The organism is Desulfobacterales bacterium, from assembly GCA_034003325.1.
Classification (GTDB): domain Bacteria; phylum Desulfobacterota; class Desulfobacteria; order Desulfobacterales; family JAFDDL01; genus JAVEYW01.
Genome location: JAVEYW010000004.1, coordinates 266,614 through 282,419, shown reverse-complemented (window position 1 = coordinate 282,419; position 15,806 = coordinate 266,614). Strand labels below are relative to the sequence as shown.

Sequence of the window (15,806 nt, the reverse complement as noted above, 5' to 3'; positions counted from 1 at the left end):
CAGATTCCGGTCGTGTCAAACGCACCATGCTCTTTCACGGCGCCGCCGATGCCCCTGCGGCGTAAAACCGCGCAATGTCTTTTCAGGGGGGGTTCTTCTGCTTTAGAAGACGGATATAATTATCCAGCCGTCTCCCACGATACGCCCGCCGGACGGCGGCTTCCAGCAACTCAAGGGACACCGGCCCTGCCTGTCGGACCAGGACGACCACGGCTGCAAAGGCCACATCGTTTTTGTGGGTGCAGAGGGCTTTAAAGTCCACTTGAATGATTCGGCCACGAGCTGGAGGGATGTCCTCGCCTTTGTTCGCGATGACCACCCCGTCGGGATTCATGGCTTTGAATAGTTCTTTTTTACGGTTGATGCCTTCCGGTGAAAGCGCCAAAACGGCATCCGGCGCATTCACCCCGGTGAAATCGATGGGGGCATGCGAGATAATCAGCTCACTGATGGACGGCCCCCGCATCACCGTTACATCATGGTCGTTTTTCTGGGTGACGTGCATGCCGGCGAGAATGGCTGCGTGCGCAAGAATTGTCGCAGCCGTAATCACACCACCACCCGCAGAGCCCAGCAGCAATATCTCACGGCGCGCAACTGCAGGAGGTGAAAACCGTTGAGGTATCTCTTCCTCATCCGGTTTAGGGCCAGCCCCGGCGGCGGTTTCTTTGTAGAGGGTTTCGAATTCCGGCCGCTGGTTGTGCGAAACAGGGCCTCGAAACCCGGGTAACTTCCTCATGACGGCGTGCAGATCTTCCGGCTTCAGGGGATTTCGCCGAGTGTACCGTCCGGTGCAAAGACCCCAGATGTCCATCACGGAAAACCCTTTGAATGAGAGGGATTCCGTCACCACTTGGGGAAGGTCTTTCTCGAATGCCGAGCAGCGTGTGACAAACGGCGCGCCGGCGGCGGCCGCCACCGTGCAAACGTCCATGGGCCTTTCCAGCGTATTGAGAAAGCCGGAGCTTACCTGAGCATCCGCAGGGGTGGTGCAGGAAAACTGACCGCCCGTCATACCGAAGTTGAGGTTATTGAACACCAGGAGGGTCATATCCAGGTTCCGCCGGCAAGCGGCAAGAAAATGGGCGCCGCCGATGCCAAGCCCCCCGTCTCCCATCACTACGATCACCTTCAGATGAGGGGCAGCCAGCTTGATGCCGGCGGCGTAAGTCAATGCCCTGCCATGCAGGCCATGAAATGCGTGCGTGGTAAAAAACGTATCGAAGAGTCCACAACAACCGATATCGGTTACAATGACCACCTGATGCGGTTTAAGCGCCATGTCTCCCAATGCCCGATCGAGTGCCCGCACGCACCGGGTGTGAGCGCATCCCGGGCAAAAGGCCGGCGGTCTTTTGGGATCAAGCAGACTGGGCACCGGAAAACTCCTGAATGATCTCCTCGGGTCGAATCAATTCTCCTGACATCTTTCCGTAAAATTCGATCTTGCGATGGCACAAGACCCGGCGGATTTCATGAATGTACTGCCCCAGGTTCATCTCCACCACCAGAATCCGGGTCATGCCTCGGGAAGCCGCGCGCAGGAGATCCTCCGGAACCGGCCAGAGTGTTTTTAGCACAAGCAGGTCGACCGGAGTGCCACGAGTTTCAAAAAGGGTCCTTGTGGCGGCCCGGCCGGCCCGGGCCGTAACACCGTAAGTGATCAACAGGGTTTGAGCGTTAGGCCGCTTTTCCAGTTCATAAAAGGAGCAGGCTTCGACGTTGGTTTCGATTTTTCGTTGAAGCCTTGTGACCCCCTGCTGAATAAGCTGCGCATCGCTGGTGATAAAGCCCGCCGGACCGTGGGAAGATGAGGTCTGTCGAACCGGCACGGGACCTCCGATGGGGAGAAACGGCGGCACATCCTCGCCCGGAGCCGTCCGGAAAGGGAGAAACGCCTCCCCGGATTCGTAAAGCGTTCGTTCCACCGGCTCCGGCTTTTCCACCGTATCCATATCCAAGGTTTCGCGGGTCATTCCGATTTCCTTGTTGGAAGCGAGAAAGACAGGACAGCGAAACCGTTCCGCCAGATTAAAGGCATGGACAGTCAGGGTGAAACAGTCGCGGACATCCGAGGGTGCCAGCACAATGACCGGAAGACCGCCGCTGCATCCCCAACGCAAAAACTGAATATCACCGTCCGCACCCCGTGTCGCAGCCCCGGTGGAAGGCCCCTGGCGCATCACATCGACAATCACGATGGGAATCTCTCCCGCGATGGCAAAAGAGATGTTCTCGCTGCAAAGACTGATGCCTGGCCCGGAGGTGGCGGTCATGACCTTTTGGCCTGACATGGCGGCGCCCAGGCAATAACCGATGGCGGATATCTCGTCCTCCCCCTGGATGACCATGCCCCCTGCTGCGTGAAGCCTGTCCATCATAGCGGAAAGAAGCGTGCTTGCCGGCGAGATGGGATAGGCCGAAAAAAAACGACATCCGGCAAACAGCGCCCCCATGGCCACGGCTGTGTTTCCGTCAACAAAACGCATGAAAATTCCCTTTTATACCTCAAACCGGATCCCCTGGGCCAGCGGCATCTCTCGAGACCAGTTGATGGTATTGGTCTGGCGGCGCATGTAGGTCTTCCATGCATCCGAGCCGGATTCCCGGCCGCCGCCGGTATCTTTTTCACCGCCGAAAGCGCCCCCGATTTCTGCCCCGGATGTGCCGATATTGACGTTGGCAATGCCGTTATCACTGCCGTTAACACTCAGAAAATATTCCGATTCCTGCAAATCTTGGGTGAAGATGGCGGCGCTCAGCCCCTGGCGTACACTGTTGTTCATCCTGACCGCCTCTTCCAGATCGTCGTAAGCGATCATGTAAAGGATGGGCGCAAATGTTTCTTCCTGCACGATGGGATAGTGGTTTTGGGCCTCGCATAGGCACGGCGTCACATAAGTGCCTGTATCAAATAGCCCGCCGGAGAGGATTTCTCCGCCGCAGCGTATTCGACCGCCTTGCTTTTTCAGGGCCTTGAGTGCTTGTTGCATAAGGGACACGGCGTTTTTATCAATCAGCGGTCCCATGAGTGTGCCTTTCCTGAGCGGATCACCGATTCTCACCTGGTTGTAGGCACGAATGAGAGCGGCGGCCAGATCATCTGCCACTTCCTTATGAACAATCACTCGACGAATCGTGGTACAACGCTGTCCGGCCGTGCCCACGGCCCCGAACACAATGGCACGCACAGCCAAATCCATATCCGCGGTGGGGGTTACGATCACCGCATTGTTGCCGCCAAGTTCGAGCAAGGTTCTTCCTATGCGGGCCGCGACCGTCTCCCCCACATGACGGCCCATGGCCACGCTGCCTGTGGCGGATATGAGCGGAAACCTGCGGTCAATGATCAAAAACTCTCCCACCGGTTTCCGGCCCCCCACAACCAGGCTCAGCACCCCCGGCGGAACCTTATTTTTTCGGAGCACCGGTTCAATGATCTTCATCAGTGCAACAGCCGTAAGGCTTGCCTTGGTCGAAGGCTTCCACACCACCGTATCTCCGGCAACCAAGGCGATCATGGCGTTCCAGGCCCATACGGCCACCGGAAAATTGAACGCCGTGATCACACCAACCGGCCCCAGAGGGTGCCATTGCTCGAACATCCGGTGCCGGGGCCTTTCACTGTGCATGCTAAGGCCGTAAAGCATCCGGGATTGACCCACGGCAAAATCACAGATGTCGATCATCTCTTGAACTTCCCCCTCGGCCTCTGTCAGAATCTTCCCCATTTCCAGACTAAGGAGTGCCGCCAGATCTTTTTTCCTTGCGCGAACCGCATTTCCGATTTGGCGCACAATCTCGCCCCGCTTGGGCGCCGGCTCCGTGCGCCAGAGCTCAAATGCCCGGGCTGCAACACCGGCCACCTTTTCGCAGTCTTCCTCGGATGCCTGCTGCACGGAGCCGATCGCCCCGCCGTTTATCGGGGAGATGCACGCCAATAGGTTTCCCTTTGCGGCCAGCCACTCAGTCCCGATTCCCGCCCCGGGGTTCATGTCTTGAAGATTCAATTTTCGGGTAATATGCTGCATAACGGGTCTACTCCTTATACAGGGCTTTCAGGCTTTCTTTGAAAAGATTCTGGCACACGGCTATGTTCTTTTTCACCCAATCCATCCGGGCCGGGCCGCCAGTGGGGTAGCACAGCTTGTTGATGAACGGAACCGCCGGTGTCTTTTCATATACCGAGGTTGATGGGTTCAAACTTCATTTCCCATCTTCATAGGAATAGAACCCCTTGCCGACTTTCTTGCCCAGACAGCCTTCCTCTATCATCCGGTCGATGATTCCGGGATGTTTGTACCGGGGGTCGTTAAGGACGCTAGCCAGCGTCTGCATTTTTGCCCGATGGACATCCAAACCGATTAGATCGAGCAGCGCCAATGGCCCCATCGGATGATTGGCCCCGAGCTTCATGGCTTTATCGATATCCTCAGGCGCGGCCACCCCGGATTCAACCAGCCATGTGGCTTCATTCAACAGTTGGCCGAGAACCCGGCTGACAATTCCCGCAGGCGCTTCGGTCCTGCAAACTACCGGGTCTTTACCGAGCTGTTTTGCCAGCGTTTGAGCGACTTCAAGTGTCTTAGAAGAGGTTTTTGCCCCCGGCATGATCTCGACAAGCTTCATGATCGTGGGCGGATTGAAAAAATGCATCTGAACCACCCTATCGGGGCGCCGCGTGGCCTCGGCTATCCGGCTGATGGAAAGCGAGGTGGTATTGGTGGCAAAGATGACATCCGGCCGGGCAAGATTGTCCAACTCCGCAAAGACGTTCCTCTTTATTTGGATATCCTCCACGACGCTCTCGATGACGAAATCGCACTCCCGGGCAGGACTCAGATCCCCTGCCGTCAAGATGCGGGATACGATGGATTTCTTTTCGGTTTCGGCCAGTTTTCCCGCGTCGACCCTTTTCTGAAGGCCCTTGTCTATAAGGGCTTTGGCCTTCGTGGAAAGATCCAGGCTGATATCGGCAATCACTGCTTCTAAACCCTGCTGGGCACAAAGTTGCGCGATGCCCGCTCCCATATTTCCGGCGCCGACGACAAGAATTTTTTGGACAGCCATATTTGAATCTCCCGTGATGTCAAAAGTCAGTTCAGCCGCTCGAATACCGCAGCCACGCCATTGCCGCCTCCGATACACATGCTCACGGTTCCTAAGGTCACATCGCGTTGTTTCATCGCATAGAGCAACGTCGTGAGCAACTTTGTGCCCGTAGCGGCTACCGGATGGCCCAGGGCAATGGCGCCGCCGTGGACATTGACTTTGGAGCGGTCGAGGTCCAAGTCCTGTTCGCAGGCAATATACTGAGCGGCGAACGCTTCGTTCAACTCGTGAAGGTCGATATCGCCGAGAGTGAGGCCGGCTTTCTTGAGAGCTGCCGGAATCGCTTTGGCGGGTGATAAACCGAAGTGCTTCGGTTCGACCCCGACAAACGCGTAACCGCGCAACAGGGCGAATGGTTTTAACCCCATCGCCGCCGCCTTTTCCCTGTCCATGAGCACAGCGGCCGACGCGGCATCACACAGGGCGCACGCGTTGCCCGCCGTAACGGTTCCACCTTTGACAAAAACCGCCGGTAATTTGCTCAAACTTTCAACTGTGACCCCTTTGCGAAAAATCTCTTCATCGACGACCCGAATGCGGTCGCCCTTCTTTACCTTGACGTCAATCGGGGCGATTTCTTCTGCGAATTTTCCTTCTCTGACAGCGGCCTCGGCCTTGTTGTGAGATTCCGCGGCAAACGCGTCTTGCTCTTGTCTTGATATGCCTCTTTCCTCGGCGAGCCAGTCGGTGATTTCACCCATCAGGCCGCCGCCGAGTGGACATCGGAATCCGTCCTTATGCATCAGGTCGACCAACTGTCCATCCCCCATACGGTAACCCCATCGGGCACGCGGCAGTCCGTATGGGATCTGGCTGGCGCTTTCAGTGCCCCCCACCATAACGGTATCGACGTCTCCCGCCTTGATGGCCTGCGCTCCGAAAATTAACGCCTGAAGGCTCGAACCGCAGCGGACGTTTATCGAGACCCCCGGGGTTTCGACGGGAATACCCCCCATGACCGAGCTGAGCCTTGCCGGGTTCGGTCCTGCCCCCGCCTGCCAGGCGTTTCCGAAAATGGTTTGATCGATAAGGTCTGAAGCGATTCTGGAACGGTTAATGGCTTCACGGATGACCGCGGCACCCAGTTCCGGGGCCGTCAAGTTTTGAAATGATCCGCCAAATTGACCGCCGATCGTTCTGGCCGCCCCCAATATGACCACTTCTTTCATATGTCGCCTCCGATATTATAATGGATGGGTTCTATCGATTGGCCTTTTTTATTCCCAAGGCATCCGCCGCGATGATCATTTTCATGATGTTGGTTGCGCCCTCGAGAATTTTGTATACCTTGCCGTCGCGAAGGATTCGTGCCATGGGGTATTCGTTGGAATATCCATAAGCGCTCAGAACATCCAGACCCAGGTTGGGAACCTCATCCGCCGCTCGGGAAGCATAGAACTTGGCGAGGACTGTTTCACGCATGTTGTTGACCATGCCTCGGTCTTTCTGAATGGCGCATCGCCAGGTCAGCGCCCTTGCTGCCTCGGTTTCGACCACCATTCTCGCGATGGTTTCCTGCACCATCTGGAATTCAGCGATCGGGACGCCGAACTGCTTTCTTTCATTCGCGTACTTGACGGCCTCGTCAACTGCCGCCTGGCAGGTTCCCACGGCACCCGCCGCGGCGGAAAGCCGGGTGCTGATGAGCTCCTTCATTAGGTACTCGAAGCCGCGCCCTTCTTCTCCTAGAAGATTGCCCGCCGGAACCCTTACGTCTTCCATGATGATTTCACCGGTGGGGCAGGCCCATAGCCCCAGTTTGTCCTTAATGGGAGCCGTCTTTACCCCGGGGGAATCCATGTCCATGACAAAAGCGCTCATCCCTTTGTGTTTGGCGGCCTTGTTGGTCATCGCAAAGATTACCGCCATGTCGGCCACGGGTGACCAGGTGATCCACATCTTCTGGCCGTTGAGGATGTAATGGTCGCCATCCTTGACTGCCGTGGTGGCCATGGCCACGGTGTCTGAACCGGTATCCGGTTCGGTGATGCCGAAGCAGCCGATCATCTGCGCGGAAACGAGCGCGGGAATGTACTTTCTCTTAAGCGCTTCGCTTCCCCATTTCAGAATGGACATGGCGGTTCCCATGGTCTGCATATTGAAAGCGACCCTGAGGGATCCGGACACCCTGCCGATTTCTTCCGTTACGATGGCATGGGCCAAATACCCCATGTCATTTCCGCCGTATTCTTCGGGGACCGGACAACCGAATAGCCCCAGCTCGGCCATTTTATCCACGAGATCGCGTTGCCACCGATGTTCGTTCTCGTCCTTGTCGACATGGGGTGCAATTTCCTTATCGGCGAATTTTCGAACCGTGTTGCGGAGGATGACGTGCTGTTCGGACAATTCAACATCATACTGATCGCTCATGAATTTGGCTCCTTTGTAATGACCTTACGGCATAAGCTCGTTGGCATCAACGTGCATAAGGACGATCTCTGACTGTCTAACTTGACCGTTAGTTTAACTGGCGTGTCTGTCATGTAAAATTTGTCACATCTCGGCTTACGTGTCAAACATTTTTTCCTTCTCGGACGCTCCATGAGCGTCCGAGAAATTGGGGGCACTAAATAGGGGCGTAATTCCCCAAAATGCAAAAGCAGGCGAGCCCGAGAGACGGGTAAAAATTTCTGTGAAATACGATGCCGGGACGACCTCAAAAGGGGCGAGCGCTACCGAAGGGAAACGCTCTGGATCGATAACACCGCTTTTTCTCAGCGGTCGAGGATTGTCTGGAGATCACTGATCAAGTTGTTCAGCCTCTCCCCTTTCTCTTTCAGTTCATCGGTGATACGACGCGCCTCCTCTCTACGCTTGCGTTGGAAAGAAGCGCTCCGGCCGCTCTTGTCGGCGAGAATGCCTCTCTCTATGAGTGCAATGAAGTGATCGGCGATCTCTTCCGGGCTCTGCCCGTCCCGCCCGGGCTTATACCACTTGTAGGTCCAGTTGCACATACCCAGAATCGCATATGCCATCAGCTTCGGGGGGGAGCGGCGAAACACGCCTTCGGCCATTCCTTGTTCCAGTATCTTTTCAACCACTGCCGTGTATTTTCTCTTCTCCTCGGCGATCCGGCTCGCCTCCTTGGCGGGCAACTCGGCCTGCTCATTGAAAAATACAACGAACATCGCGAGGTTCTCAACAATCCGCTTCAGGTTGTGCCGCAAGAAAGCATGCAATTTCTCAAGGGGGCTCAAGTCGGAATCGCCGATCTCGTAGGCTTTGGCGAAGAACCGGTCCGATGTCTGCAGGTAGATGGTCGCCAACAGATCCTCTTTGCTGGAGACGTAGTGGTAGAGTGCCGATCGCGTGATGCCCAGCTCCGAGGCCACGTTATCCAGTGTGGCGGCCCGGTACCCCATTCGGTGAAATATGTCGATGGCAGTGTCGATGATGCTCTGCAGTCGAAGGCTCTTGTCCAATTGCTTGAAGTTGTCTCGCGCGTTCATCCTTGCTCCGATTCTTGGTTGAGGTAAGCGATCCCGCCGGGTCGCCTATACTACACGGTGCCGTGCCAACCACTACGCAGGATTTACAACAGGGCAACAGCAATCACATATGAGCGCTCGGCACAAGTGGTTGCCAAGTCACCGATAAGAGGCTGCGGCCATTGTGCCGATGCAGAAACCAGCGAGGTTAGCGAGGCGGACGCCGCTGGTTGATAAGAATTCGCTACATAAGGCAAAATATTGATAATTGCAATAGGTAATCCGTTGAAAACCACGGTGAATTTGTTCTAACCCCTGTTGGGGCTGAGCGATATCACCCGCGGCAATAACAGTCGAGACGATGGACTGGGCCTACTGCCCCATAGGGGCTGCATAATCCAGCCCGGGGTTGCGGCGTATGCCGCTACCCTGGGAAAGCAAGATGCCAACCCATTTATAAACAACCCCGAAGGGGTTGTGTCAAGGCATTGGGAAGGATAATTTCCATGGGATTGACACAACCCCTTCGGGGTAAGTGGGTAGGGTTCGACCCGATTCCCCAGGGTAGCGGCATACGCCGCAACCCCGGGCTAGTGGACAAAGCCCCTTCGGGGCATGGGAATAAGATCGGAAGCATACATAATATACTGAATTTTATTACTATTTATATCAGAACAAAATAACCGTGCGTTGAAAACCTATTGATGAGTTATAAAGCGTTCGATCGCCCGGTTCACCTCCTCTGCTTTCTCCAGGAGCACCCAGTGGCCCGCGTCCGCAATCGAAACCATCTCCGAGCCCTTGATGGCATGGTTGAGGTGCTCGGAATAGTGCGGCGGCGTGAGTTGGTCGTCAGACCCTCGGATGATCAATGTCGGCATTTTTATCCTTCCGACCTCTTCCATAATGTCCGCCTGATCGCACGCAAGAAAATCACCGTACATTGTTTCCTCGGATACCTTCATCATTTCTGCGACGGCGTCCCTTGAAACGGCCGGAGGCGTCTTCTTCGAAAAACCCATAAGCGCCAAGGACTTAACGGTCCTCTCCTTGTCTACCATGATCCACTCCAGAATCGCAGGAGACACCCTCAAGCGGGCGCCCGTGGTAATAAGGACGAGGCCTTTAATTGCCTTCGGGTGCGCGATCGCGAGGGACATCGCGATAAGCCCGCCCATTGAGTGGCCGACAAGATAACACCCTTCAAGGCCTTGCTCGTCGATGACAGTTCTTACCACCTCAACGTACTCGGGGATGGATCGGCACCCTTCATCTCCCGATTTTCCACGGCCCGGCAGATCGATGAGGATAACCTCGACACAATGCTTCAGGTACTGCTTCTGAAGATGGAAGGAAGCGGAGCTGCCCCCCGCGCCGTGAATGAAAAGCAGTTTTTTACCCTTCCCATGCCTTTCCACATATAACTTCATGCCGTTCCTCCCACAATTGTTAGTATAATGGGTGAGCGCCCATGTAGAATCAAAATGTGCACATATTCATTCGTGAGTGAACCGGAAAACTTTCCCTCGTTGAAATGATTCCAGGAAGTTGGGTAATATTCTGTTTTCTTTTGACTATTTAAGCGCCTTTTAGATCAATTTATTGGATTCTATCTTATCCGTCAATTAATTTCATATCCAAGTAATTAAATATAGCCATACGATGGTATATTCGCTACCATACAACTGATTATCGCCCTGTTGTTAATGGCATACATCCCTTTTTTTCGATGCGGGGATCGGCTGCATGCATTGGTGAGAATTATGTTAATTTAAATAGTTGGAGGCTTTGATGCTGTCTGTTGAAACGATAATGACCTTTTCCACGGCTTCTTTATTGCTTGCCCTCGCGCCGGGTCCCGACAATATATTCGTACTGGCGCAGTCCGCCTTGCATGGGCGGAGTGCGGGGATCGTGGTGATGCTTGGCTTGTGCACGGGGCTCATCGTGCACAGCAGTGCGGTTGCTTTGGGTGTCGCCGTCATTTTTCAGACATCGGCAGTTGCCTTTTCCGCGCTTAAATTCCTTGGCGCAGGCTACCTGGTGTATCTTGCCTGGCAAGCCATTCGAGCCCCTATTGAAAAAATTCAGGGTGAACCCGGCGGGAAAGCCAATCGTTGGCGGCTTTATGGTCGTGGGATCATTATGAACATCACGAACCCCAAGGTTTCCATCTTTTTTTTGGCATTTTTGCCGCAATTCGCCGATCCTACACGAGGGCCCTTGTCGTTGCAACTGTTGCTGCTCGGCGGCATATTTATCGTTGCGGCCCTGTTGGTTTTTGGAGGGATTGCGCTTCTGGCCGGTACGCTCGGGCAATGGCTGAACCGGTCTGCGCGTGCTCAGAAGATTTTGAACAGGGTTGCCGGCACGGTTTTTCTGGCCTTGGCGCTCAAGCTGGCAACAACGGAGCGATAGCAAGGATGCGTTGATGAAGAGGCCTTTTCAGGCGGAGTGTTTTTGTTGGCGCATGTCTGCGATATAAACCGAATCCCGAAAGTTGAGGTTGCTGGATTATGAAAGGATTTTTCTATCCCAAAAGTATCGTTGTTATCGGTGTGAGCAACAAGGAAAATAATATGGGCCGGGTTATTGTTGAGAACCTGATCTATAAGGGGTTTGACGGTCAGGTTCATGCCGTGGGACCTCGAGGGGGTGTTGTTCTGGGCAGGCCGATTCATAAAAATATCAAAGAAATTGTATTTCCTCTGGATATGGCGGTTATTCTGGCACCGGCGGCCGTTGTGCCCGGAATCGTGCGTGAATGCGGCGAGGTGGGTATTCGCAGAATCGTCATCGAATCCGGCGGCTTTTCGGAGTTTTCCATAGAGCGAAAAGCCCTGGAAGCCGAGCTGTTAACGGCGGCGAGGGAATTTGGAATTCGCTTTGTCGGGCCCAACTGCATCGGTGTCAACAACACCGAAAATGGACTGGCCACCTCCTTTGGCCTAACGACGATTCCCTTTAAAAAGGGTAAGGTCTCTGTTGTGTCCCAGTCCGGCGGGGTTGCCGGGACGTATATGGATTTTTTTGCACATGATGCCATTCATTTTAACAAGGTTATTTCCATTGGCAACAAGCTCAACGTTGATGAATCGGATCTCCTTGAATACCTGGTTAAAGAAGACACCGGGACCGGGATCATTTGCATGTATCTGGAGAGCATTAAAAATGGCCGCCGGCTGATGCAGATTGCCGGACAAAGTAAAAAGCCGATCATCGTTCACAAATCGGGAATCGGCCGTGCCGGGGCAGCTTCAGCGGCCTCGCACACTGCAGCCTTGTCAACGGACGACAAGGTCGTCAGTGCGGCGTTCAAACAGACCGGCATTATCCGGGTCTATTCGAATGCACAGATGGTTGATTTTGTAAAGATTTTCCAATTGCCGCCAATGAAAGGCCGAAACCTGGCCATTGTTTCCCGTTCAGGTGGGCATGCGGTTATTGCCGCTGATACAGCGGAACATTTCGGGTTTGAACTCCCGCCATTTGCGCCGGAAGAACTTGAAAAAATTAGAAAACATGTGCGTGGCGGGGTGATCAATCTCAGAAATCCTTTGGATTTGGGTGACCTTTTCGATCTATCGGTTTACGAGTCCATTGCGCGGATGGTGTTGTCCAACGACAGCATTCACGGCATGATTCTGGCGCATGGGTATAGCGACGTGGAGCGTGAAGGCTCTCACCGCTTTATGCATGTTGTCAAGGAGTTGAGCGCCAGGTATCGCAAACCGGTCGCCTTGTGCTTGATGATCGATGACCGGGAAGCAAGCTTTCTTAAGGAAACGCTGGGGTTTCCCTTTTTTAAAAGCCCGGAAGACGGCGCCTGGGCGCTGAGCGCATCTTACCGAGCCTATCAGTTCCGACAGCACCATCAGACGATGATGATGCCCGTGGCAAAAGCCGTTGACCCCTTGCCCGCGCGCCGGATTATCGACAGGGCCGAAAAAGAAAATCGCAATCCCACCCAGGCCGAATGCTTTGATGTGTTAAAATTATATGGCATTCCAGTGCCGGCACATGCGTCAGCCGCTAGCGCCGAAGAGGCGGCGAAGGCCGCAGGGCGAATCGGCCTGCCCGTTGTATTGAAAATAGACGTTCCTTCGGTGATTCACAAATCCGATGTGGGCGGGGTTGTATTAAATCTGAATAGCCCCGAAGCGGTGACGGATGCCTTTACCGAAATGCGGAATCAATTAGGCGGCTCCCTGCCGCCGAACGAACGCTTTACCGTCCTGGTGATGGCGCAGGCAAAACCCGCGGGTCAGGAAGTGATATTAGGGGTAAAGCAGGACCCGACCTTTGGCCCGACCCTGCTGTTCGGCATGGGCGGCGTACTGGCCGAGCTGATGGAAGATATTAGTCTGCGGATTGCACCGGTGGATCGCAGCGAGGTCGAGGAAATGATCAGGGAGATTAAAGGTTACAGGGTGCTTGCCGGCGTACGCGGCCGGAAATCAAAGGATATCGGCTGCCTGGCGGACAATCTGCTGAAACTGTCGGCATTGGCTCAGGACATGGCGAGCATCAAGGAAATCGACCTGAATCCGGTTATGAGTTACGAAGAGGGTTGTATGGCGCTGGACGCAAGGTTTATTCTGCAAGACCGCTCGGCTTCGGATTGAGAAGGAGAGACTTGGATGCCTTTTCCTCCGCGGACAACTTCCTTTACAGCATGGGCTGGCAGGAGGGCGGCGTCACCTTTTTACATCGTGAATGAACGCGGAGAAGAGGGGGAACTTCCCTATTGCCGCCTTGACCCGCCTTGCCGGTATAAATTCAATAATCTCCGGAGGAAACCCTCTTGGTATATGAGATCATCATGCTCCTCACGATTGTTGCAGCGGCACTCATCCTGTTTATCGCTGGCCGGCTGCGTGTGGATGTGGTCGGGCTGCTGGTGCTGTCGGCCCTTGCCTTGACGGGTTTGGTCACTGCGCAAGAGGCGTTGGCCGGATTCAGCAGTCCGGCGGTGGTCACCGTGTGGGCCTTGTTCATTCTGTCCGAAGGACTGACCCGCACCGGTATCGCCCAGCAACTGGGACAACCGTTGCAACGCTTCGCAAAAGGCGGCGAAGTGACGCTCATGGTTGCCTTGATGCTGGCCGCCAGTCTGTTGTCGGCGCTTATCAACACCGTGACGGTCGCAGCCATTCTGCTGCCGGCGACCATGGAGCTGGCCCGGCGTAGTGGGCGCCCACCCTCCCGGCTGCTGATGCCGCTGGCGCTCGGTTGCCTCCTCGGCGGTCCGTTTACAGGTATCTCCACTCCGCCGAACATCCTGGTGACCGACGCCCTTCACATTGCCGGCATGCGTCCCTTTGCTATCTTCGACTTTACGCCGATCACCGCGGCCATCGTTGTGGCCGGTATCGCATTCATGGTGCTTATCGGACGCCACCTGCTTCCCAATCGTTCCACGGGTGCAGAGGCGGGTAATCCCTTGCCGATCGGCTCTTTCTATCAGCTCGACACGCACATTTTCACCACCCGCATCCCAACGGGATCCCCGCTCGACGGCCGCACCCTCGCCGAGAGCCGACTGGGCTCGGCCCTTTATCTGACCGTGCTGGCGCTCCAGCGAAAGGGTGTGTTGATGCTTGCGCCGCGTCCAAATGACGTGCTGCAGGCGGAAGATACGCTCATCGTTCACGGCAGTCCCGACCATCTGCAGCGCTTTCGCGCCAGTCAGCACCTTCAGGTCGAGTCGTCCGAACGCGTGAATCATTACTTCTCAAAACGGCTGCAGGTGGCTGAGGGACTGATCGCCGAAGGGTCGCCGCTGATAGATTCCACGCTCGCGGAGAGCGGCTTGCGGCGGGCGCATCACATTCATGTGATGGCCCTGCACGGCCCGATTGAACGCGAGATCAAGGATCTGCGACAGCACCGACTCTTGGCAGGAGAGCGACTGCTGCTTCAGGGCGAGCGGGACGCGCTGGAAACGATGACGCAGCTGGGCTTTGTCACGGAACTGCGCTTCGTAGCGGCGGACAGGGTGAAAGCGCTTGCCGGAGGCCGCCCCGAGCTGCTGCCGGTACGTGTTCCACCGGGGTCGGTGCTGGTCGATCATGATCTGGTTGAAAGTCGCCTGGGGAATGCATTCGGTTTGACCGTGGTTGGCCTTGTGCGTGGGGAGGAACTGCTGTGCATGCCTTCGCCGGATGAGAAGGTGCGGGCCGGCGATCTGCTCGTGCTGCAGGGGTCACCCCGCGATCTTGAGATTCTCGAAGGTCTTCAGCAACTTCAGATCGAAAAGCAATCCCCCGGCCTGGTTGCCGAACTGGAGTCACAACAAATCGGCGTTACTGAAGCGCTGCTTTCACCGAGAACCTCTCTCGCGGGGCAGTCTCTCGCCAACCTGCTCTTCCGCGAGCGTTACGGCATCAGCGTGCTTGCCATCTGGCGCAGGGGACGTGCCTATCGCACCGGGCTTCAGGACATGCCCTTGCAATTCGGCGATGCCCTGCTGGTTTACGGGCAACGCCAAAACATGGCGGCCCTGGCCCGCGATCCGGACTTTCTCGTGCTGGATGAGGCCGCGGCGCGTGCGCCACGCCTGGAAAAGGCCCGCATTGCCATTGCCATCATGCTGGCGGTCATCTTGAGTGCTATCGCAGGCCTTGTTCCGATTGCCATTGCCGCCCTTGCCGGGGCGACGCTGATGGTGCTCGCCGGCTGCCTGAACATAGAGGAAGCCTATCGGGCCATTGAGTGGAAGGTTGTATTCCTTATCGCAAGCATGCTGCCGCTGGGCGCGGCCATCGAAAACACCGGAGCGGCGCAGATGGGGGCGGCTGCCTTGATTACCGCAGTCGGTGATCTCGGCCCGCGATGGGTTGTCGCGGCGCTGTTCATCGTAACCGTGCTCGGCACGCAAATTATCCCCACGGCTGCGCTGGTGGTGTTAATGGCGCCGGTGGCGCTGAGCGCTGCCGGCGCTTTGGAGATCTCACCTCACTTGTTGATGATGACCGTGGCGATCTCGGCCTCTTCGAGTTTTGCCAGCCCGCTTTCGCACCCTGCCCATCTGCTCGTCATGGGCCCCGGCGGCTATCGCTTCATCGACTACGTGAAAGTCGGCGTGCCCATTACAATTATTTCACTGCTTGTATCGGTGGGATTGCTGCCGATATTGTGGCCACCTTGATGACGAGCGGTTATGAAGAGAATTGCACTCTGGGAGCCGGATTGGCACCAAATAACGGTGCGCCGGTGAGCGATCGAAGGCGCTGGTGAATTTTCCGCAAAAAAGGGGACATT

12 protein-coding genes are annotated in these 15,806 nt (G+C 55.7%); 3 read left to right on the top strand and 9 right to left on the bottom strand.

Features of this window, described 5'->3' with window-relative positions:
• Window positions 1–82: 82 nt before the first annotated feature.
• The 9 genes from RBT11_06120 to RBT11_06080 form a co-directional block, all read right to left on the bottom strand.
• Window positions 83–1,378, bottom strand: a complete 1,296-nt coding sequence (locus tag RBT11_06120) for a thiamine pyrophosphate-dependent enzyme (GenBank protein ID MDX9786328.1) — start codon at window positions 1,376–1,378, stop codon at window positions 83–85.
• Window positions 1,362–2,489 (bottom strand): pyruvate flavodoxin/ferredoxin oxidoreductase, encoded by a 1,128-nt coding sequence (locus RBT11_06115; protein ID MDX9786327.1) that lies wholly within the window; start codon window positions 2,487–2,489, stop codon window positions 1,362–1,364. Before RBT11_06115 ends, RBT11_06120 begins: the two co-directional genes overlap by 17 nt.
• A 12-nt stretch (window positions 2,490–2,501) precedes the next feature.
• Entirely contained in the window at window positions 2,502–4,031 is a 1,530-nt protein-coding gene (locus tag RBT11_06110; protein MDX9786326.1) for an aldehyde dehydrogenase family protein, read from the bottom strand.
• A gap of 7 nt (window positions 4,032–4,038) precedes the next feature.
• Window positions 4,039–4,203, bottom strand: coding sequence for a hypothetical protein (locus tag RBT11_06105; GenBank protein MDX9786325.1), 165 nt, complete (start codon window positions 4,201–4,203; stop codon window positions 4,039–4,041).
• Between the two features lie 3 nt (window positions 4,204–4,206).
• A complete protein-coding gene (locus RBT11_06100; protein MDX9786324.1) occupies window positions 4,207–5,070 on the bottom strand; it encodes a 3-hydroxyacyl-CoA dehydrogenase family protein in 864 nt (287 codons plus the stop codon).
• 26 nt (window positions 5,071–5,096) lie between these two features.
• Window positions 5,097–6,281 carry a thiolase family protein gene (locus RBT11_06095; protein ID MDX9786323.1) on the bottom strand — a complete coding sequence of 395 codons (1,185 nt, stop codon included), beginning with the start codon at window positions 6,279–6,281 and terminating at the stop codon, window positions 5,097–5,099.
• 31 nt (window positions 6,282–6,312) lie between these two features.
• The gene (locus RBT11_06090; GenBank protein MDX9786322.1) at window positions 6,313–7,485 is read right to left on the bottom strand and encodes an acyl-CoA dehydrogenase family protein; all 1,173 of its coding nucleotides are present in this window, start codon (window positions 7,483–7,485) and stop codon (window positions 6,313–6,315) included.
• Window positions 7,486–7,829: 344 nt separating this feature from the next.
• Window positions 7,830–8,564, bottom strand: coding sequence for a TetR/AcrR family transcriptional regulator (locus RBT11_06085; protein ID MDX9786321.1), 735 nt, complete (start codon window positions 8,562–8,564; stop codon window positions 7,830–7,832).
• A 677-nt stretch (window positions 8,565–9,241) separates the two neighbouring features.
• Window positions 9,242–9,973: an alpha/beta hydrolase gene (locus tag RBT11_06080; GenBank protein ID MDX9786320.1), complete on the bottom strand. Its 732-nt coding sequence runs from the start codon at window positions 9,971–9,973 to the stop codon at window positions 9,242–9,244.
• Between the two features lie 361 nt (window positions 9,974–10,334).
• On the opposite strand from RBT11_06080, the gene RBT11_06075 reads away from it, so the two are divergent.
• The 3 genes from RBT11_06075 to RBT11_06065 all read left to right on the top strand — a co-directional run bounded on the left by RBT11_06075 (window position 10,335) and on the right by RBT11_06065 (window position 15,693).
• Window positions 10,335–10,961 (top strand): LysE family translocator, encoded by a 627-nt coding sequence (locus RBT11_06075; GenBank protein MDX9786319.1) that lies wholly within the window; start codon window positions 10,335–10,337, stop codon window positions 10,959–10,961.
• A gap of 98 nt (window positions 10,962–11,059) precedes the next feature.
• On the top strand, window positions 11,060–13,168 hold the full coding sequence (locus RBT11_06070; protein MDX9786318.1) for an acetate--CoA ligase family protein: 2,109 nt from the start codon (window positions 11,060–11,062) through the stop codon (window positions 13,166–13,168).
• A gap of 179 nt (window positions 13,169–13,347) precedes the next feature.
• On the top strand, window positions 13,348–15,693 hold the full coding sequence (locus RBT11_06065; GenBank protein ID MDX9786317.1) for an SLC13 family permease: 2,346 nt from the start codon (window positions 13,348–13,350) through the stop codon (window positions 15,691–15,693).
• Window positions 15,694–15,806: the final 113 nt, after the last annotated feature.